Genomic DNA, 19997 nt, shown 5'->3' on the forward strand with positions numbered 1-19997 from the left:
AGAATCACGCCGATTTATGGATGTATCTGGAGAGCTTTATGCCAAGGTCCGTCCAGACAATTTTTGCATTTGCATTACGCTGCAGATGGTAGTCGGCATCATTGATTTCGTTGATGATACTTTCAATATTGGCACCGTGAATGAATTTGCTGAAACTCTCCCAGTTAAATCCGCCACCTTCAATTTTTCTGTGCACCAAATTTTCTGCGCCGTAATTCTGTATCATGGCCAATCGGAACATCTCCGCACAGTAATCCAGGAAATTCTTCTGTTTTTCACGGTTCCAGGCCGCGATGGAGCGTGCCCAAATAATGATATTCTTCAGGAATTCTGGTCTTTTTTTAACCTGAAAAGCGTCGCGTACCCACTGTACGAAAAGTTCTTCAAACTCGGTACTTCCTTCCTGATTCATCAATCGTAAAGCTGTATTCAGATTTCCCTGGGACTGATGGATAATCGACTTCAGCTGCTCATCACTGAGAGTGTACTTACTGGTAAGGTGATCATATAACTCCCCGTCAGTGAGACGAGGTACTTCCACGAGTTGCGTACGTGAGAGAATGGTGGGAAGGAGATCATCAGAATTTTCGGCAATCAACAGGATTACAGTCTTCTCCGGTGGCTCTTCCAGAAATTTCAGCAGCTTGTTGGAGGCGGGAGCATTCAGTTTATCGGCACGCCAGATAATCAATATTTTACTGCCGCCTTCGAAACTTTTAAGGGCAAATTTCTTGTTTTGCTCATCAACTTCATCAGATGAGATAAAAAGCTGTTTGTTCTCGGATTCCAGATAGCTGCTCCAGTCGTCGTAACTTGAGTAAGGATTCGTCAGTATCATTTCGCGGAACTGGTAAAAGAACTGCTGAGATAGCGAAGATTTTCCCTGGTTAAAGACCGGAAAACTGAAATGAAGGTCCACATGATTCAGGTGCGATACACGCTGCGCCGCTGTAGGATTTTCCTGCTGCAGGATTTCGGCCGCATAGGCCAGTGCAAGAGGTAATGTGCCGTAGCCTTCTTTACCAAGGAAGAGCTGTGCGTGGCTGATACGCTGATCCTGAATACTTTTCTTAAGCTGATCTTTCAGCAATTGCTGTCCCGCGATAAGGTCCCAATCCATGTTTCAAAGATAGGAATTTTGGCGTAATACACAGGCGGAGGATCTGCTGCTGCCAGCGTTTTAAAGAGGTTTTACGCTGAAAATCACTTAACAAACTTTAACCAAAGGAAATTTCTTCAATTCAGTAATAATTAGGATATTTGCGCATTATTTTAAAAATTAAGAATGAAACATATTTTCGCCCTGTCCTTCATTACCGCGGGATTTTTCCTAAACGCACAGAATATTGGAAATTCTCCCTACGCCGCATATGGTATTGGAGATGTAAAATATGACAACACGGTGGAAAATGCGGCCATGGCCGGACTGACCACTGCTTATATTACAGATTTCAACAGCAGCTTCAATTTTATGAATCCTGCTGCCAACGAAAATCTTCAGCTAACTACAATTAAGGTTGAAGGCACAAACGAGAATAATTTTTTCCGTTCGGATTTCAATGATTATAAGGTAACCAAACACTCCACTTATCTGTCTAATATATCAATTGCTTTTCCCATATCGCAGAAGATGAAATTTGGACTCGGCTACCAGCCTTACAGTTCAAAGAGTTATGATGTTGTGGTCTCTCAGACAGATGCAGACGGAGCTGTTAAACTGAATTCCTATCACGGCGAAGGTTCACTGAACACGGTTCAGGCAGCATTGTCCTACCAGATTTCACCTGCATTTGCTTTAGGTTTAAGAACCAATTTCTACTTCGGCAACCTGTATGATATAGACGAACTTGTGTCGTCCAATGCCGAACTCATTAACGGTTACGAAACAAGAAACCGTGTGAACAATTTTAATTTTACTGCCGGGGCAACCTATCAGAAAAAATACGATAATGACCGCAAGCTCACTGTAGGTGCCACCACGACTTTTGGTAACAGCAGTAAGATGGAATCTACATATATAAACAGTACCTATTTCTACAATGCTAATGAGGTGAAGAACTATGTAAGTATTGTAGAAGAGAGAAACAGTACGGCAAACAACCTTCTTCCTATGGAAGCCTCCCTGGGACTTGGTTTCGGACATAACCAGCGTTGGTTTGTCGGTTCTCAGGTAGATTACAAGAAAGGGGAGACAATACAGTTCATTGGCCAGGATTTCCTGAACAAAGATTCCTACAGGATCGCTGCCGGAGGCTGGATTCTGCCTAACGTTAATAACTTCCGTAACTATTTTGAACGTGTTATTTACCGGTATGGTGCCTTTTATGAGAAAGGAAATCTCAATATAAATGATACCGATATTAATAAATTCGGCGTAACCTTCGGTGCTACTCTTCCGTTTAAGAATACATCAGTTAACCGCATGACCGGTTTGGATGTTGGCGTTGAACTTGGTAAAAGAGGAACATTGAAAAATAACCTTGTGAACCAGAACTATATTAACCTGAAAGTTGGATTCAACTTTGCTGACCGTTGGTTCCAAAAGAGGCTTTACAACTAAAATATGGGCTTTCTTTGCGGTATAAAATTTAAAAATATAGCCTGCCTTTTGGGTCTGGCTATATTTTTTATATCCTGCGAAGAAGACCTGGCGACGGTTAATTCTAAAAGCACAAAAATAAATTTTCCGTCACAGGTAATTTACGATGCGAAGATTGTTCAGCGTGATTCCGGTATGGTGAAGATGCGTGCTACCGCACCGCTCATCGAGAAATTTGAACTTATTGATACACCTTACGTGGTGGCCAGGAAGGGTATTGACATTGAGTATTTCGACAGAAAAAACCCGAAAAATCCGGGCCGGATCACAGCAAAGTTCGCAAAGATGACCGAAATGAAACGTTTTTATGAAGCTCGGGGAAATGTGAAAGTGATTACAAGCGAAGGTCAGATGTTTGCCATGCAGACCGTTTTCTGGGATCAGGCAAAAAAAGAAATTTATACTTCGGATACTGTGTACGTTACAGACAAAGACGGGTCAACTTTAGTAGCGGCCAACGGAATGAGAGCGAAGGATGACTTTTCTGAGTATACCTTCTTTAATAATGCCGGCGATATTAATGCGAAGAAAATACCTGAGCAGAAAAGGTAAACGCTTTGACTATAGTTCGATGGACCACAGGAGGTCATGTCATTACTTTAAAAACTGAACCATGATTTATCATGCCATTGGCCTTATGTCCGGTACCAGTCTGGACGGACTGGATATTTGCCATGCTTCATTTCAGCATACATCTTCTGATGGCTGGCAGTTCCAAATCCTGAATGCGGATACTGTTGTATATTCTCCCGACCTGGAAAAACAGCTGCGAAATGCCAGAACTCTTGCTGCAGAAGATCTTTTTGAACTGAATGCTTCGTATGGTAAGTACATTGGCGGGCAGGTGAGGCTCTTCACCGAAAAACACGGATTATCTTCACTGGATGTAATTGGTTCGCATGGTCATACCGTGTTTCATCAGCCGCACAGGGGATTTACTGTTCAGATTGGCGACGGGCGAGCTATAAAGATGGTTACTGGCACTCCTGTGGTCTACGATTTCCGAAGCGCCGATGTTCTGCGTGGTGGAAACGGCGCTCCACTGGTTCCGATTGGTGACAAAATGCTCTTTGGCGGGTACGGTGCCTGCCTTAATTTGGGAGGTTTTTCCAATATTTCAATGGATTTTGAAGGCGCTCGGACCGGATTTGACATCTGTCCGGTAAATATAGTTCTGAATCATTTTTCCCAGTTACTGGGCGAACCCTTCGACATTGGAGGCAGGTTAGCAGCAGCGGGAAAGGTGGATTTTGATGTTCTGAAAATATTAGATCAGCTTGATTTCTACAATGTCAGTCCGCCTAAATCGTTAGGAGCAGAATGGGTGTCGGGTGAAATCATGACCTTACTTTCGCCGCTTTCTCCGCAGACCGTTCTGGCCACCTTTACAGAGCATGCAGCCAACCAGATTTCATTGGTTCTTGAAAAATACGCTGTAAAAGATCTTCTTATTACTGGTGGTGGAGCATATAACGAATTCTTACTGGAAAGAATAAGGCTTAAGACCCGGTGTAAAATTATGGTCCCCGCTCCGGAACTGGTGGAATTCAAGGAAGCACTTATCTTCGCTTTCATGGCTGTACTGAGGCTTAGGGGTGAGAACAATATTCTGGCGTCCGCCACAGGCAGCGAGGCCGACCACTGCAGCGGGCTACTTGCGTAATCTTTCTTTTTATTATTGAAAGCATTTATTGTCGTACGCTTTTTGCGGATAAAATAATTTTATGCGTCGGTCTTTAGCGATATCTTTGCACTGCTCAAATTTGAATCTATATGCTGTCTAAAATAATAATTCACAGGGTCGGAAATAAGATCAACCAGGAACCGCTTGTCCTTTCGCAGGAAGAATATCTGCCTGCCGAGGAAATGAAGGAGATTCTGGAAGAATACTTCCTTAAGTCATTTAAGTCCGAAGAGCACTTCCGCTTTTACAGTGATACCTATCTTGTAAATAATCCGGTGTACAGTTCTGTGTCCGAAATTTTTGAAGATAAGGCAAAGTTTGTATACGAGTCCGAAAATATTGCTCAGCATCTGTACGACATCACGGAGAATCCACGTGTTCAGAACGGTGAACTTTTTATAGTGTACTTCGAAGGTGAAGAAAATAAAGATGGCAGTAAGATTGATTCCGTCGGGATATTTAAAACCGAAAACAAGAATCCGTTTCTTAAAATCTTCCCGAACGGTGAAGCCTTCGATATTGAAAAAGATTACGGGATCGGGCTGTCTAAACTTGATAAAGGTGCGTTAATTTACAATACCGGCAAGGATACAGGATTTGCCCTTAAGGTTGTAGACAATAACAAGAACGGCGATATGTATTACTGGTTTGAGGACTTTCTGAAAGTGAAGCAGCGGGACGACGAATATTTTCACACACAGGAAACGCTTGCGGTATATAAGGAATACATAACAAAGCAGCTCCCGCAGGAATTTGAAACAACTAAAGCAGATCAGGCCGATTTTCTTAATAAGTCAATAAACTTCTTTAAAGAAAAGGAAGTATTTGATTACGAGTCGTTTACTAAGGAGGTTCTGCAGGATGACAATGTTATTGAAAGTTTTGGTAATTTTAAATCAGATTACGAGGCCGATATGCAGGTTTCCATTGCAGAAGAGTTTCCCATAAATGAAGCAGCGGTTAAGAAACAGAGCCGGAGTTTTAAAAGTGTAATAAAGCTGGACAAAAATTTTCACATCTACGTTCATGGGGACCGCAAGTTAATTGAAACCGGACAGGATGAAAAAGGCAAGTACTACAGACTCTATTTTGAAGAGGAGCTGTAATTATTATGTTAAATTAAAAAACTATCTTTGTTTATATACCTATCACTAATAAACCTATGAATATTGTTGACTGCCACGAAGAAATGATCCATATTTCAGGCCACATTCAGGATTTTGGGTACCTGCTGGGTCTTGATGCGGAAACAAAAACCATCAAATTTTACAGTCAGAATATCACTTCGCTGTTTCCAGCAGACGAAATTTTTTTTGGCAAAACCCTTACTGAGGCAGGAGAAATCTTTGAGCCACTGCTCTCTTCGCCCGTTTTTATCGGTCTGGATTTTTCCGAAATGAAGGATTCTGATGTCTATCTGGATAAAATAAAGATTTCCGGTGTGAACTATCATCTGTCTGTTTACAGATTTAATGATGTGGTACATCTGGAACTGGAGACCGTTACGGAATTTTTTAAGCAGAGAAGTTTCGTGTCCAAAAAATATGAAAGCATCCACAACGCACTGGATTCTGAAGGTATATGGCGCGAATTACTATCCTCAGTTTCTGAAGCAATAGACTACGACCGTATTATGATTTACCGCTTTCTGGAAGATGGAAGTGGAAAAGTTATTGCCGAGAAAATAAAGAATGATGTAGAAAGCTTTATGCATCTTCATTATCCTGAGTCTGACATACCAAGACAGGCACGCGAACTGTATCTGAAAAAAAGAAAACGGATCTTCAGCAACGTCTATTCCGAACCCGTTCCTATCATCAGTAGCAGTCCGGAGCCAATAGATTTAACGTATTCTTCAGTGCGCGCAATGTCGCCGGTGCATGGCCAGTACCTTAAGAATACTGGAGTAGCTTCCAGTTTCAGTACATCAATTATCATCAATAATAAGCTTTGGGGTATGGTAACATGCCAGAATGTGGAACCTAAGCATATTGACTTGGTGAACAGGATCCGTGCTGAAGTTTTCACTGTTATAGCAGCTAATGCCTATACCTCCTATAAATCTGCACAAATGCTGGCCGACAGCATTGAACTGGAAAATAATATAGGATCACTTAAATCTAAACTGCTTGCCTGTGACAGCTTGGAGGAATCGCTCTTTACTAATATTGATGAGATGCGCCGTTATCCTGCAGCCGATGGCCTGGCAATAATTGTTCATGACCATATCCGGACTTCCGGCGACGTGCCTTCCGACGAGAATATCTTTCGAATTGTAAAGTATGCACGTGAAAATCCACTAAAGAATTTTTACTCTACAAACGATTTTTCACATACTGATCAGGGAAATTTGGGGAATCTCAATAATGCCGCCGGCGTAATGTTCGGTTTTACAGATGATAAAAGAAATGAATTGCTGATATGGTTCCGGAAGGAAATAGATACCCAAATCCTGTGGGCAGGAAATCCATCCAAGCAGACTGAAAAGATTTTTAAAGATGGCGTGGAGCAGATGGTGATCTCGCCACGTAAGTCCTTTGCTACTTATATCCAGGAAATTAAGGGTAAGTCCCAACCATGGAAAAACAGAGACGTTTTTGCAGCAAAAAAAGTGGTAGCCACCATTCTGGAAACTACCTACTCGCAGTTTCGGAAGGTGCAGGAACTTAACCGCGAACTGAAAGACCTTAATGAAGAACTGGACAGTTTTTCATATACCATTTCCCATGACCTTGGAACCCCTCTTACAGTGATGAAACTGAATGCCCAGCTGTTGGAAAAGTCACACGGATCCAATCCCGATGTGAAGAAACGCATTTCAAGTATCCTGGATGAGATTATGGGAATGGAAATGATGATGCGTGGGGTACTTAATCTGAGCCGCGCAAAATCCGCTCAGATCGCCGTGGAAGAAGTGGAGACAAAATCCCTTATAGAAAAGGTTTGCTACGATGTAAAGCTTACATTAAACAGTAAAAATACCGCAATTGAAATATTGGACTGTCCTAATGTTATGGCCGATAAGATCATGCTTATTCAGGTATTTCTGAACATTATAGGTAACGCAGTAAAATATTCGAGTAAAACAGAACAGCCTAAGGTGCAGATCAGCGGGAAAGTGGCGGAAGATACAATAGTGTACACGATTAAGGATAACGGAATTGGTATTGCAGAGGAGGACCAACAGCATATGTTCAGGATTTTTCACCGCATGAGCAATTCTAAAGGCTTTAACGGAAATGGGGTGGGCCTCTCTATCGTGTACCGCATTATGAACAGGTTGGGGGGATCCATCTCATTTGACAGTGTGGAAGAGGAAGGAACTTCTTTTCATCTCATCTTTAAGAAACCGCCGGTAAAAGTATGATATCAGAAATTTTAAAAAATCAGACCAAAGAACTTCATGACAGGGTAGAACAGAAATTTAACTCTGCCAAAATATTTGAAGATAATTATACCCCTGATGATTACAGCAAGCTGCTGACGTACAACTACCTTTTTCTGCGGAGCTGCGAAGAACCGGTTTTTGAATCGCTGTCCGAAAACTTCGGTGAACTTCTGGCGCTGGACAAAAGACGCAAGATTCACCTGTTTGATCTGGAAAAAGAGCATCTGAATACTGAAAAGCACAGTGCAGGCGAAATTTGTGTAAATAGCGAAGCTGAAGCTTTGGGCATCATGTATGTGATGGAAGGGTCTACACTTGGAGGTAATATGATTGCAAAAAAACTGGAAGCCAGCGACTCATTTATGGGCAGTAAATTCCCATACTTCAGATGCTATGGCGACCGCACCGGCTCCATGTGGAAAAATTTTAAATCTGTTCTGGATGAAGTGATCTCCGAAGATGATCACGGTGATGTTCTGAAAGGTGCGGAAAAAGCCTATCATTTTCTACTTAGACTGCCGGATTAGCGTCCGATGGTTTCATTTTTGCTGAAAACTTCGAAAAAACGATGGCAAAGGAACTTTACTATTCTCCGGAGATGGACAGGCTGACTCCACAGGAACAGTTGCTTTTGGATAAGGATATTAAACTCGTTGAAAAAGCGGTTCGTGTATCGTCTAAGGTTAACGGTAAGAGGTACGCAACCCGAAATGCTCATGCAAAATCATTCGGTTTCGTACGCGGTAAGTTTATACCTGTAAAGAATAGGGCCGGTGATTTTTCCGAACTGCTGCAGGGCAGTAATCTGGGAGTGATCATCCGCTATTCGCATCCCAATTTTTTCACAATGAAAAATGGTCCGGAATATCCGGTTTATGGATGTTCGGTTAAAATTTACAACAAAAACGTGCCTGTTAGTGCCAAATTTCCCCTGGTAAACGTGCCTGTTTTCATCACCAATTCAGTTTCAAAATTCCTGAAGATACACATCAACGCTAATAGATTCTTTATTGCACGCGGCAAACCTTTAGGACTGTCTCTTTTAAGGATTCCGGCACTTGCTCTCTCGGGGCTTTCACTGTTTTTCGACAGTCAGATCTTCTCTATTCTAAGAAATATGGTGCGCGTGCTGGATATTGAAAAGAGATTTATTGCCACCTATGCTTATCACTCAGTAGGTTGTTACAGGATGGGTGACAAAGTGGTGAAAATCAGATTGAAACCAACAAAGTACAGAGCTGCACCGGAAGAACCTCTGATGGACCAGACCCAAAAAATGTATGAGTATTTCGTTAAAGAAGAGCTCAGTTTGGACTTCCAGGTTCAGGTAGGTACCACCGAAAAAAGAACGCCCGTGAACAATCTGCTGAAAAAATGGTCAGAACGCAGCTCTAAATTTGTTACAGTAGGCCGCATTGTGCTTCCAAAACAGGATATCACCGAATACCGAAAGATGGCGTATGAAAATCTTTCATTTAATCCCTTTGAAAATGCCGACGAACTGAAACCCGTGGGAAGGATGCAGAAAATCCGCCAGAAAATATACAATACGTCCATAGCTGCCCGCCAGCACCTTAATCAAATCACAAGTTCCAAAATTAACAGATAATGCCCGAAGGTCCAACCATCTTTAACCTGAAAAACAAACTGAACCGTTTCCGAAAGAAGACTGTTACCGAGGCCGGCGGTTATGGTGAAATGGATAAATCCGGTTTAGCCGGGCAGCAACTGCTGGATATTGATTCCTACGGAAAGAATTTCATCTTTATTTTTATGGATTTTTTTATCACTGTACATTTGGGCCTTTTCGGAAGCATGCTCATCAATAAACGTAAGAAATCCAATGCCAGTTTTTCACTGCATTTTGATGACTCAATGATCAATTTCTACATTGCTAATGCCAAAAGGATTGACGGTAAGCCACAGGATCACTTTAATTACAACACGGACATTCTGAAAGACACTTATGACGGTGAGTTTGTTCTGAGCACCGTTCAGGAAAAGTATAAGGAGAAGATGATTGGCGATGTGCTGATGGAACAGGAATTATTTGCCGGCGTTGGCAATATTATCCGAATTGAATCTTTGTACCGGTCCAAAATCCATCCCGACAGTTTGGTTAAAAATATTCCCGAAAAGAAACTGGTTTTCCTTATTGAAACAGTTGTAAATTACGGTTTTGAATTCCTGGAACAGTCCAAAACGGATACAGTAAAGGAAAAAACACTGATCTACGGGCGAAAAATCTGTCCTAAGGACAAGCGCGATCTTATCATTGAAGAAATGGGTAAGGTGAAGCGAAAAACTTACGTCTGCCCGAAATGCCAAAAACTATATTCATAAAAAATCCTGCCGCGCGGCAGGATTTGTTTTTAGTATTCGAAAATATTTTCCTCAAAAAGTCTCTCAACAGACCAGTATCTTTCGCCGGTATCATAGTTAAAGGTGAGAATTCGTGAGCCTTCCGGTATTTCGCTCAGTTTTTTATTTATTGCTGCCAGCGATGATCCCGTGGAGATTCCCGCCAGGATACCCTCTTCACGCGCCAGCCTTTTTGTAAATTCATAAGCCTCTTCCTTTTCCACGGATATGGTGCCGTCCAGAAGATCGGTCTTCAGGACTTTAGGTACAAAACCGGCTCCAATACCCTGAAGTGGATGCGGACCGGGCTTACCACCTGATATTACAGCCGAGTCTTTAGGTTCCACCGCAAAGCTTTTCATTTTGGGGAATTTCCTTTTCAGTACTTCAGTCACTCCGGTTATGTGACCACCGGTGCCTACACCTGTTATCAGATAATCGAATCCCTCGGGAAAATCCTCCATAATTTCCTGAGCTGTGGTCAATGCATGTATTTCAGGATTGGCTTCATTCTCAAACTGTTGTGGTATCCAAACATTTTCCAGTTCTCCGGCCATTTCGATTGCTTTCTTTACCGCACCGGAGGTTCCCAGTTCGCGCGGTGTAAGTACGAACTTAGCACCATAGGACGACATCAGTTTTCTCCGCTCAACACTCATGCTTTCAGGCATTACAAGTACAAGCTGATAGCCCTTTACCGCACAGACCATCGCCAGTCCCACGCCTGTATTACCGGAGGTTGGCTCTACGATCAGGGTGTCTTTTGTGATTTTACCTTCTGATTCAGCTTTTTCAATCATGGCCAGTGCGATCCGGTCTTTTATACTTCCGCCGGGATTCTGTCTTTCAAGTTTCATCCAGACCTCGGTATTTTTGCCGAAAATATTATTTATTCTCACCGTCGGTGTTTTACCGATGGCTTCCAGTACATTATTCAGTATCATACTATCTTATTTTGTTAGGTTAAATTTGTCTGCACGTCAGCATCAGCTTAAATAATGAAATTAATAGGTTCATTTACCGGCAGTTTATTTCGTACGGTTACAAGACCTTTGTGAAATACTACCGAGTTAGATGCGACACTTTCCGTAATCCATACATTACCCCCGATGAGTGAATCTTTGCCAATGACCGTTTGGCCTCCCAGTATTGAAGCATTGGCATAAATGACCACATTGTCCTCAATTGTGGGATGGCGTTTTTTATTCTGCAGTTCTTTCGTTACCGATAGTGCGCCCAGAGTGACACCCTGGTACAGTTTTACATTATTGCCGATTACTGTGGTTTCACCAATCACTATTCCCGTGCCGTGATCAATGAAGAAGTTTTTGCCGATTTCGGCACCGGGATGAATGTCAATACCCGTCTTACTATGGGCATATTCTGTCCAGATTCTGGGAATTAACTGTACGCCGTGTCTCACCAGTTCATGGGCCAGGCGGTACACCGCAATAGCAAAGAAGCCAGGGTATGAAAACTTTACTTCTTCTACACTTTGGGCAGCGGGATCGTTTTCAAAAATATACCTGGCATCATCTTCAAGGGCTTTATAAACAGTAGGGAAAGTATCGAAAAACAAACTGCTGTCCATTTTTGCACCGTCACCCGCTGAACGCAGGATTTCTTCAAACTGAACTTTAAAACTGTCCAGGCGCGATTCAATTTGTGAAAAGTCGGCGCATCCATTATACTCCAGAAAGAAAATAAACCTGAAGAGACTGTCTATAAAATCCTCGGTCTTTTTTTTGTCAATATTGAAGATCCGGCGGGAATAACCGGCATGCAGTTGCTTTGCAAAACTCATTACAATTAAATATTTTAAACAAATGTATACAAGAATGTCTCCAAATGCATTGATCCATGATAATGAATGGTGAGCAGTACTATTACTAATTTTAATTATAAAATAAGGGGCTAAAGTTGGCTGACGCATGTGAATTTCGTAAATTTGCACACCATTCAGGCACCGTGTTTTTTTTGTGCCTTGGCATTAACATCAGAAAATAAACAATAAGATATTATGAAAGTAACCGTTGTAGGAGCAGGAGCAGTAGGCGCAAGTTGTGCAGAATATATTGCGATGAAAAACTTTGCTTCAGAAGTAGTATTGGTAGATATTAAGGAAGGTTTTGCCGAGGGTAAAGCGATGGACCTTATGCAGACAGCATCTCTTAACGGTTTCGACACCAGGGTGAGCGGAACAACAGGAGATTACAGCAAGACTGCAGGATCTGCCGTAGCTGTTATTACTTCCGGAATTCCAAGAAAGCCTGGAATGACAAGAGAAGAACTGATCGGAATCAATGCAGGTATAGTAAAAGAAGTTACGGCTAACCTGGTGAAGCATTCTCCGGAGGTGATCATCATCGTAGTTTCCAATCCAATGGATACCATGGCTTACCTGGTACACAAAACATCAGGACTTCCAAAGAACAAGATCATCGGTATGGGTGGAGCACTGGATTCCGCACGTTTCAAATACAGACTGGCTGAAGCTTTAGACTGCCCAATCTCTGACGTAGACGGTATGGTAATCGCTGCTCACAGTGACACGGGAATGCTTCCGTTAATGAGCAAGGCCACAAGAAACGGTGTTCCTGTTTCTGAATTCCTGGATGCTGAAAAGCAGGCTTATGTAGAAGAAGAAACTAAAGTTGGTGGTGCTACACTTACAAAGCTTCTGGGAACTTCAGCATGGTATGCACCGGGCGCAGCTGTTTCAGTACTTGTACATTCAATCCTTTGCGATCAGAAAAAAATGATCCCATGCTCACTGATGCTTGACGGCGAATATGGTGAAAGTGACATCTGCCTTGGTGTTCCTGCAATTATCGGCAAAAATGGTGTTGAGAAAATCGTAGACATTTCTTTAACTGATGAAGAAAAAGAAAAATTTGCTACCGCGGCCAAAGCTGTAAGAGAAGTAAACGGTGATCTGAAATTCTAGACCACTCATATTATCAATAATTTAAGCCTTCCCACCGGGAAGGCTTTCTTTTTTAAATGGTGTACTAATGCATGTAAACCGAACTTTGATTATCCTTTTTTTTAGTCCTCTGAGGGTAAACCGTTTCCATTACAATGTTTCAGGTGGGCAAACGAGGGTTGTACATCAACAGAGCGTGGTTTGCGTTATTTGATGCCTTCCTCACTTGTTAAAAGTTGCCGCGTCCGTTCTTCCCACTCCAGGTGGTGATTGCGCTCTACGCTGCGGTTTGGTGGGCTGGCCAGTACTCCGCATTGGGCATCCATGGCAGGTTCCGGCTTGGTAATGCGAGAGCTTCTGCCGGAGGACGGTCTTGGTTTTTCGTATGCGTTCGTGCATTTTCTCCATCCGCCGGGGCATACATAAAGTCTTCGCACGGTTTATGGAACACGGTTTCCACGCTTAAGACCCTGTGTTTATGCCGGTAGGGCATCCTCATCTTTATGAAAATCTACAGTACAAACCACCTGTGATGCCCTATATTGGGTTCATTATTTCATCAGTAATGCAAGAGAAATTTTCCGGTAAACGATCATAAGATAAAACACAAAAATTTATAAGGCAATCACAATGAATTCCCTTGCAAGCTGAATCCGTGTTAATTTAGAGAGAAAATCTTCGGCTTACTCTTCATAGAAACAATCATGGGAGTATAAGTAAAAATGAGTATTCATTTTTATTATTAAATGTAATGATTTTATTATTATTTCAGTAATTATAATTAAAAATTATATATTTGATATATATTAAACCTTGAAAACTCCAAATTGATATGAAAAAAACTTTACTCTTCGTTATTTTACTTATCTCACAAACTTTTTTCTCTCAGGAAGATTGCTCTACCGCTTTAACTGTTTGTGGAAACTCCAGTATTACCTACAGTCCTTCCGGTATTGGCTTAGTCAATGAATCTTTGGGAGGATGTCTGAGTACTGGTGAACATAATTCTATCTGGTATAAAATAACAATTGCTACAAGCGGAACATTAACCTTTGATCTTGTTCCTACTGATCCGGCAGCAGATTATGATTGGGCTGTTTATGGTCCAAATGTTGCCTGCGGAAACCTGGGGTCACCCATCCGCTGTAATGCGGCTACGGTTATCGGCGTGGGCGCTTCTACCGGTCTGAATATGACAAGTACGGTGATCAGTGCTGCCGGAGGTTCCACGACTCCATACTGTCAGTACCTGGATGTCACGGCAGGTCAAACTTATTACTTATATATTGATAACTGGGTGGGTGCAGGAAGTACGACTACCGCACCGTTTTCGTTGACCTGGGGAGGAACGGCAACCATGGCTTCTCCTTACAATAATCCCGCAATTAGTCCTAATCCTTTTATTGCTCCAGGTCCCAATCAGGACGGGGTCATTACTCTCTGTACAAATCCGGGCGTATTTGACTTCAGCACGCTCTCTGCGGGAATCGTCAATGGAAATCCCAACTTCACCGTAACCTACCACAATAACACCAATGATCTTTTAACCAACAGTAATCCACTTGGTACGGTTACAGTGAATACTGCCAATACTTATTATTATGCACTTCACTATACCGATCCTACAAATCCGCTTAATCCAATAAATAAGTGTTTGGAAATAGGAACTATCAACTTTGTACAGGGTGCAATCACGGTTGGCAATGCAACAGTTAATGCCTGTAACAATAACAACGAAGGAACTGCCATCTTCGATCTTACGTCAGTTTCAGCCGCTATGTTTGCTGATCCTACAGCCACGCGGGTGTATTACCGCACAATAAATGACATGAATAATGGCGTAAATCCCATCACAAATCCTGCTGCATTTTTCACAGCAGCTCCGACTGCGGTTTATATGCATGTTACAACCACTCAAGGCTGTTCGAACTACGGCACCATATCCCTACAGTTTTATCCTACTGTGGTAATGAATGATGCTTCACTTACAACCTGTTTTATTGAAACAAACCCTGCTACAGGACTGTTTGATCTTAACAGTGCGGCAGTTGGCGGGGGAACAGTGGCAAAAACCTACTATCCTTCCTATACTGATGCGGCCAACGGAACCAATGCCATTTCTAATCCGTCCGCCTTTGTATCGCCAAATACCGTTGTTTACGTAAAAGGTACAAGCCCGAACGGCTGTACAGGTATTTCCCAAATCACCCTTAATGTAACTTCTCCAAATCATTCGGTGGTTTTAAAGGATAAAATCATTTGCCCCGAAGATACCACTACACTTGATGCCGGTCCGGGATTCAGCAGTTACCTGTGGAGTACCGGAGCAACTACTTCCTCTATTTCAAATGTAAGTGTAGGCAGCTACTGGGTGAAACTTACCTTAGGTGAATGTGTTACCAAGCAGACAGTAACCGTTTCAGCAGCTCCAATTCCTGTTGTTTCAGCAATCGATATTTCAAACAACACCATCACGGTAAATGTAATTGGAGGCACCCCACCATACCAATTTTCTATGGACAATTCTGTATGGCAGGATTCCAACATCTTTACTAATGTTCCAAGGGGTAAAAACATGATTTATGTTAAAGATTCTTTTGACTGTGAGCCTTCTGCAATACAAATCACGGTGCCGAATCTGGTTAATGCGATTACGCCGAATAATGATGGGGTAAACGATGCCATTGATTATTCCTCATTGGGTTACAAAGAGAATCTGGTGATAAAGATATTCGACCGTTACGGAATTAATGTGTATCAGGCAGACCGGTCAAATGGCTATAAATGGGATGGAAGACGCAGCGATAGAAAAATTTCAACCGGCACGTACTGGTACACGGTAACCTGGAACGAGGCTGATGCGGCCGGAACACCAGTCAAATATTCAGGATGGATTCTTGTTAAAAATATAGAATAGCTTATTCTATAGAATAAAAAATCCGCCTCAGTTGTAAGACTGTACCCAAAAGTTTAGATAAAACTAAACATTATTCAATGACTTTTACAAGGAAAGAGTTTCGTGCTGTACCAAGCTCTTTCCTTTTAGGTTTAGCCTAATCCGCACGATGTTGTAGTAGTTTGTGTAGTCTGATATTTCTTTTCCGGGTTTAGAGACTGAGCTGGATTTTGGCGTATAGAACATCGCTGATTTGAGGGTGCCGAAGAACATTTCTGTGATTGCAATTTCCAGACAGTTGCCATTTCACGAGATGCTAAACTTCTTTTACAGGTGTTAACTTAACTATAAATCTTATTTTTCTTAGCCCATAAAAAATGCCCCTAAAAGGGTCTAACTTTTTGAGGGCAGTGCAATCTTGGGAAGGCTTTTCTTTTATCAGTCCGCAGCTAGTATGGGTTTATGTCTATTGTAAGTTCTACCTGCGAGTTTCCTTCATTAAAGAATAATGTCTTTTCCAGTATTCCCTCATGCAGGATTTGTCCAACTGTCTTGTCAAATTTGTCCGTCTGCTTCCAGTCTCGTGAAGGAAGATTCTCCTCCTCCCGGCCGGTGGCATATATCTTAATCCGATAATGCAGATTTTCTACTGTTAGGTTTACGTACTTATTGTTAAGTATGGGATTGGTATGATTGAGCGTCGTCCCAGCCTTCAGACGTAAAGGATGCTCCCCGGCACCGTACCGGATCTTGGTTGTGGGAGGATTAAGCGATTCCAGATATGCCGGCATCTCCCTGCCATCTGCAAGTATGACTTTTTGCCGGTCATTATATACATAAATGGATAGGCTGCCAAAAAGTTGGCCGTAGCTGTTCTCTGAATCATCAGACTGTAAAACGGATATTGATTTTATTCCTACCCGTAATTTATTGGTACGTAAACAGTTTTTCTGTTTCAGGAACGCTTCTGTTTTCAGGCTCAGTCTGTTACCCTCCATATCGGTCGCTTTAAATGAAAGCGGAACTATTTGAAACTCGCTTACCGGTTCTGTAAAATAATCGTCTACTGCTGCTTTAATCTTTTTTGGATCGGTTTCAGGATTAGGAACTCCGCCACCGGCGTGAACTTTTACTGAAATCTGCTTTATAAGATTTGAATCACATGGCTCGGCAGCAATTCCGGAGTTGAACTTGTGCCAGTTCAGCGCTCCGTTTGCTGTTTTGCAAAAGTTATCCAGTCGGATATTGGATTCAAAGATAATATGAAGCAGCCGGCCATATTCCACCTCTTCAAAATAGAACCAGTCCGGTTGTCTTTCGGTTGGATATGTGAAAATATCATCAGGACCGTTTAACTTACCTGCACTCACAGTCATAAATGTTTGCCTGAAAGTAAACAGATAATAATAGTTTTTCTTCGGAGATGTAAGATTAAGGCTTGGAGCGCCTGATTCGTCTATGAAAAAACGGGATGGAGCCATTTTGAAAGTCAAAAAATCTTCAATTGTGGTTTCTGCGGATTGTGAATCTGCCATAACGTAGGGTTTGGAACTGATGCAGTTGGAAAAGTCAGTAAGTCTTGCTGCCGCAGATGTTAATTGCTGCCGAAATTCTTCCTTCACGGTTGGAACAACCTCTTCTGAAGTGTATTTCAGCCCGTCGCTACCTACTGTTTTTAGTGTTAGCGCTTTACGCTGCCTCATACCATGATAGACAAACTTCCCCCTTTCCAAAATATCATTAGCACTGAATACTGCTCCCGGAAGTATATTGCTGGCTTCTGCCGATTGACAGACCATAATGGGATATTCTACTGTTACGCCCGTCACTTCTTCGCAGTTGAAGCAGGTCTTTTCATTCAGAGAAGAGATATTCGACTTTAATTTTACATTAGGTTGTGCAAACATTGTAGACAGTTGCAGCCTGATCCTGGTATTGTGTCGCGTGGTTATCGTTCTGATTTTTGAGTAGTTAGGTTTTCCTTTAAGTTTTGTAAAGCCGTTCGCCGAATTTTCACTACTCCGTACATGTTTTTTACTGTTTGTCCTTTTTTTGCCCGACTCCGGTTCGGCTTCCGGCCCGCTGTTTTCCGTCAGTAAATTTTTTTTCGTCATTATTTCTTTTTTTATTTTTGATTGCAAACCTGGGTACTGAATAATTCTACATAAAAGGGTAATCTTTAATGTTCTGAACTAAAAATTATACGTAATAGCGTTAAAAGTATATAAAATATCCGTTAGAAATGGGTCTTTATAACGAAACCTTTACATTGAATAATTAATTACTGTTTAAATGGGATTGTATTATTTAAGGCGTTTAGACTAGCTGGTTTTTGCTGTTATCACCATTTTTTGGGATGGATACAATCTGTACTAATGCTGTATAAACGCTGGCAATTACTTAACAATTTGTTAGCAGTTAAACTGGCGGTCAGTGAGGAAAGCTCCTTATCTTTGCACTGTAATTCAATTAAAAATTTCATGAAAAAATTCAGTGCTTTAGTATTTGTTGCGCTTTCTGTTTTCAGTCTAAACGCACAGAACACAAAATCAGCAGACAATGAGAAACCGAAGTTGGTTGTTGGAATAGTTGTAGACCAAATGCGGTGGGATTTCCTTTACCGTTATGAAACCAAATATGGAAAAGGAGGTTTTAAACGGCTCATGAATGAAGGTTATAATCTGAACAATGTGATGATTAACTATGTTCCAACGGTTACAGCTCTTGGTCATACATCAATTTACACAGGTTCGGTGCCTTCAATCCATGGTATTGCAGGAAATGACTGGACAGACCGGGAAACCGGCAAAAATGTATACTGTACTACAGATTCATCGGTAAAAGGTGTTGGATCGACTTCGGAAAGGATTGGCGCACACTCTCCGCACCAGCTTTGGAGCACAACCATAACAGATCAGTTGGGAATTGCTTCTAATTTCAGGTCTAAGGTAGTCGGTGTATCACTGAAAGACAGAGCTTCCGTGTTGCCGGCCGGACACAATCCAACGGGAGCTTTCTGGTTTGATGAAGGTACGGGACATTTTGTGACCAGTTCTTATTACATGAGTGAACTGCCCAAATGGCTGAAGGATTTCAATGCTCAAGATTGGGGCTCGCGACTTGTGGCCAACGGATGGGACACTTCTCTTCCCATTGCACAATACACCGAAAGTACAGCAGATGATGTTTCCTGGGAGCAGCTTTTAGGAAGTGCCAAAACTCCTGTCTTTCCATACAAAAACCTGGCAGCCGACTATGCTGCCAAAAAGGGGATTATCCGCACTACACCCTTTGGCAATACGCTTACCCTAAAAGTAGCCGAAGCCGCACTTGATGCTTACAAAATGGGCCGAAACCAGGATACGGATTTTCTTGCCATTAATATTGCCTCCACAGATTATGTTGGGCATTCCTTTGGCCCAAACTCAATCGAAGTTCAGGATACCTACCTAAGATTGGATAAAGACCTGGAAAATTTCTTTGCCATGCTTGACAAAAAAGTTGGCAAGGATAACTATCTGGTATTCCTGTCGGCAGACCATGGCGGTGCGCACTCTCTTGGGTATATGGAAACAAATAAGATGCTGACAGGCCTTTTTGATGATGGTTTGCAGAAGAATCTGGAAGAGGAGCTTAAAACCCGCTATAACCATGAAAAGTTAATCTGGGCAGTAGACAATTATCAGATCTATCTGAACCAGCAACTCATTCGTGAACATAAACTGGATGCTGAAGATATCAAGCAAAACATCATCAACCGTCTGAACCGGGACCCACGTGTACTTTACGCTGTAGATTTGGCTAAGATAGGTTCGGCTGCGATTCCAGAACCTATTAAGTCCAGGATCATCAACGGTTATAACTGGCAGCGCAGTGGCGATATACAGATAATCTCACACGACGGGATGCTTCCAAACTATGCGAAGAAAGGAACAACTCACAGTGTATGGAATTCTTATGATGCTCACATTCCTCTGATATTTATGGGAAAAGGTGTAAAGAAAGGGCAGAGCACTAAGCCCTACCATATGACGGATATCGCCCCCACACTTGCGCAGATCCTGAAAATCGAAAATCCAAGCGGAAATATCGGTGAGCCGATTTCGGAGGTAATTGGAAACTAAATTAAATCTTTATTAAAAG

16 protein-coding genes are annotated in these 19997 nt (G+C 42.0%); 11 read left to right on the forward strand and 5 right to left on the reverse strand.

What is annotated here, in order from left to right; all coding sequences use genetic code 11:
- Nucleotides 1-4: 4 nt before the first annotated feature.
- Complete coding sequence (locus H1R16_RS00190; RefSeq protein ID WP_181886242.1) at nt 5-1120, reverse strand: DNA polymerase III subunit; 1116 nt, start codon at nt 1118-1120, stop codon at nt 5-7.
- A 165-nt stretch (nt 1121-1285) separates the two neighbouring features.
- On the opposite strand from H1R16_RS00190, the gene H1R16_RS00195 reads away from it, so the two are divergent.
- The 8 genes from H1R16_RS00195 (at nt 1286) to H1R16_RS00230 (ending at nt 10014) form a co-directional block, all read left to right on the forward strand.
- Nucleotides 1286-2560: a hypothetical protein gene (locus tag H1R16_RS00195; protein WP_181886241.1), complete on the forward strand. Its 1275-nt coding sequence runs from the start codon at nt 1286-1288 to the stop codon at nt 2558-2560.
- A 3-nt stretch (nt 2561-2563) separates the two neighbouring features.
- Nucleotides 2564-3151: an LptA/OstA family protein gene (locus H1R16_RS00200; RefSeq protein WP_181886240.1), complete on the forward strand. Its 588-nt coding sequence runs from the start codon at nt 2564-2566 to the stop codon at nt 3149-3151.
- Between the two features lie 61 nt (nt 3152-3212).
- Nucleotides 3213-4262 (forward strand): anhydro-N-acetylmuramic acid kinase, encoded by a 1050-nt coding sequence (locus H1R16_RS00205; RefSeq protein WP_181886239.1) that lies wholly within the window; start codon nt 3213-3215, stop codon nt 4260-4262.
- Nucleotides 4263-4372: 110 nt separating this feature from the next.
- The gene (locus tag H1R16_RS00210) at nt 4373-5389 is read left to right on the forward strand and encodes a nucleoid-associated protein (protein WP_181886238.1); all 1017 of its coding nucleotides are present in this window, start codon (nt 4373-4375) and stop codon (nt 5387-5389) included.
- Nucleotides 5390-5445: 56 nt separating this feature from the next.
- Nucleotides 5446-7650: an ATP-binding protein gene (locus H1R16_RS00215; protein WP_181886237.1), complete on the forward strand. Its 2205-nt coding sequence runs from the start codon at nt 5446-5448 to the stop codon at nt 7648-7650.
- The gene (locus tag H1R16_RS00220) at nt 7647-8198 is read left to right on the forward strand and encodes a biliverdin-producing heme oxygenase (protein WP_181886236.1); all 552 of its coding nucleotides are present in this window, start codon (nt 7647-7649) and stop codon (nt 8196-8198) included. The genes H1R16_RS00215 and H1R16_RS00220 overlap by 4 nt, the downstream gene beginning before the upstream one ends.
- Before the next feature lie 41 nt (nt 8199-8239).
- Nucleotides 8240-9280 (forward strand): catalase family protein, encoded by a 1041-nt coding sequence (locus H1R16_RS00225; protein ID WP_181886235.1) that lies wholly within the window; start codon nt 8240-8242, stop codon nt 9278-9280.
- Nucleotides 9280-10014, forward strand: a complete 735-nt coding sequence (locus tag H1R16_RS00230; protein ID WP_181886234.1) for a DNA-formamidopyrimidine glycosylase family protein — start codon at nt 9280-9282, stop codon at nt 10012-10014. The genes H1R16_RS00225 and H1R16_RS00230 overlap by 1 nt, the downstream gene beginning before the upstream one ends.
- Before the next feature lie 29 nt (nt 10015-10043).
- On the opposite strand, the gene cysK is transcribed toward H1R16_RS00230, so the two are convergent.
- Nucleotides 10044-10976: a cysteine synthase A gene (gene cysK, locus H1R16_RS00235; RefSeq protein WP_181886233.1), complete on the reverse strand. Its 933-nt coding sequence runs from the start codon at nt 10974-10976 to the stop codon at nt 10044-10046.
- A 47-nt stretch (nt 10977-11023) separates the two neighbouring features.
- Nucleotides 11024-11836, reverse strand: a complete 813-nt coding sequence (gene epsC, locus H1R16_RS00240) for a serine O-acetyltransferase EpsC (protein ID WP_181886232.1) — start codon at nt 11834-11836, stop codon at nt 11024-11026.
- Nucleotides 11837-12052: 216 nt separating this feature from the next.
- Between epsC and H1R16_RS00245 the strand changes: the two genes are divergently transcribed.
- Nucleotides 12053-12979 carry a malate dehydrogenase gene (locus H1R16_RS00245; RefSeq protein ID WP_181886231.1) on the forward strand — a complete coding sequence of 309 codons (927 nt, stop codon included), beginning with the start codon at nt 12053-12055 and terminating at the stop codon, nt 12977-12979.
- An 811-nt stretch (nt 12980-13790) separates the two neighbouring features.
- On the forward strand, nt 13791-15875 hold the full coding sequence (locus tag H1R16_RS00250; RefSeq protein WP_181886229.1) for a T9SS type B sorting domain-containing protein: 2085 nt from the start codon (nt 13791-13793) through the stop codon (nt 15873-15875).
- 84 nt (nt 15876-15959) lie between these two features.
- Here H1R16_RS00250 and H1R16_RS12370 read toward each other — a convergent pair whose 3' ends face one another.
- Nucleotides 15960-16127 carry an IS3 family transposase gene (locus H1R16_RS12370; RefSeq protein ID WP_181886228.1) on the reverse strand — a complete coding sequence of 56 codons (168 nt, stop codon included), beginning with the start codon at nt 16125-16127 and terminating at the stop codon, nt 15960-15962.
- Between the two features lie 176 nt (nt 16128-16303).
- Nucleotides 16304-17968 (reverse strand): hypothetical protein, encoded by a 1665-nt coding sequence (locus H1R16_RS00260; protein ID WP_181886227.1) that lies wholly within the window; start codon nt 17966-17968, stop codon nt 16304-16306.
- A gap of 366 nt (nt 17969-18334) precedes the next feature.
- Here H1R16_RS00260 and pafA point away from each other — a divergent pair, with 366 nt between their 5' ends.
- A complete protein-coding gene (gene pafA, locus H1R16_RS00265) occupies nt 18335-19978 on the forward strand; it encodes an alkaline phosphatase PafA (protein ID WP_181886226.1) in 1644 nt (547 codons plus the stop codon).
- Nucleotides 19979-19997 lie beyond the last annotated feature (19 nt).

The sequence above is a fragment of the Marnyiella aurantia genome (genome assembly GCF_014041915.1).
GTDB lineage: Bacteria > Bacteroidota > Bacteroidia > Flavobacteriales > Weeksellaceae > Marnyiella > Marnyiella aurantia.

Coding starts and splice junctions, on each gene's coding strand:
- H1R16_RS00190 (WP_181886242.1), bottom strand. CDS start 1,120: ATGGATTGGGACCTTATCGCGGGACAGCAATTGCTGAAAGATCAGCTT.
- H1R16_RS00260 (WP_181886227.1), bottom strand. CDS start 17,968: ATGACGAAAAAAAATTTACTGACGGAAAACAGCGGGCCGGAAGCCGAA.
- H1R16_RS00230 (WP_181886234.1), top strand. CDS start 9,280: ATGCCCGAAGGTCCAACCATCTTTAACCTGAAAAACAAACTGAACCGT.
- H1R16_RS00215 (WP_181886237.1), top strand. CDS start 5,446: ATGAATATTGTTGACTGCCACGAAGAAATGATCCATATTTCAGGCCAC.
- H1R16_RS00200 (WP_181886240.1), top strand. CDS start 2,564: ATGGGCTTTCTTTGCGGTATAAAATTTAAAAATATAGCCTGCCTTTTG.
- H1R16_RS00205 (WP_181886239.1), top strand. CDS start 3,213: ATGATTTATCATGCCATTGGCCTTATGTCCGGTACCAGTCTGGACGGA.
- pafA (WP_181886226.1), top strand. CDS start 18,335: ATGAAAAAATTCAGTGCTTTAGTATTTGTTGCGCTTTCTGTTTTCAGT.
- H1R16_RS00220 (WP_181886236.1), top strand. CDS start 7,647: ATGATATCAGAAATTTTAAAAAATCAGACCAAAGAACTTCATGACAGG.
- H1R16_RS00210 (WP_181886238.1), top strand. CDS start 4,373: ATGCTGTCTAAAATAATAATTCACAGGGTCGGAAATAAGATCAACCAG.
- epsC (WP_181886232.1), bottom strand. CDS start 11,836: ATGAGTTTTGCAAAGCAACTGCATGCCGGTTATTCCCGCCGGATCTTC.
- H1R16_RS00195 (WP_181886241.1), top strand. CDS start 1,286: ATGAAACATATTTTCGCCCTGTCCTTCATTACCGCGGGATTTTTCCTA.
- H1R16_RS00245 (WP_181886231.1), top strand. CDS start 12,053: ATGAAAGTAACCGTTGTAGGAGCAGGAGCAGTAGGCGCAAGTTGTGCA.
- H1R16_RS00250 (WP_181886229.1), top strand. CDS start 13,791: ATGAAAAAAACTTTACTCTTCGTTATTTTACTTATCTCACAAACTTTT.
- cysK (WP_181886233.1), bottom strand. CDS start 10,976: ATGATACTGAATAATGTACTGGAAGCCATCGGTAAAACACCGACGGTG.
- H1R16_RS12370 (WP_181886228.1), bottom strand. CDS start 16,127: ATGTTCTTCGGCACCCTCAAATCAGCGATGTTCTATACGCCAAAATCC.
- H1R16_RS00225 (WP_181886235.1), top strand. CDS start 8,240: ATGGCAAAGGAACTTTACTATTCTCCGGAGATGGACAGGCTGACTCCA.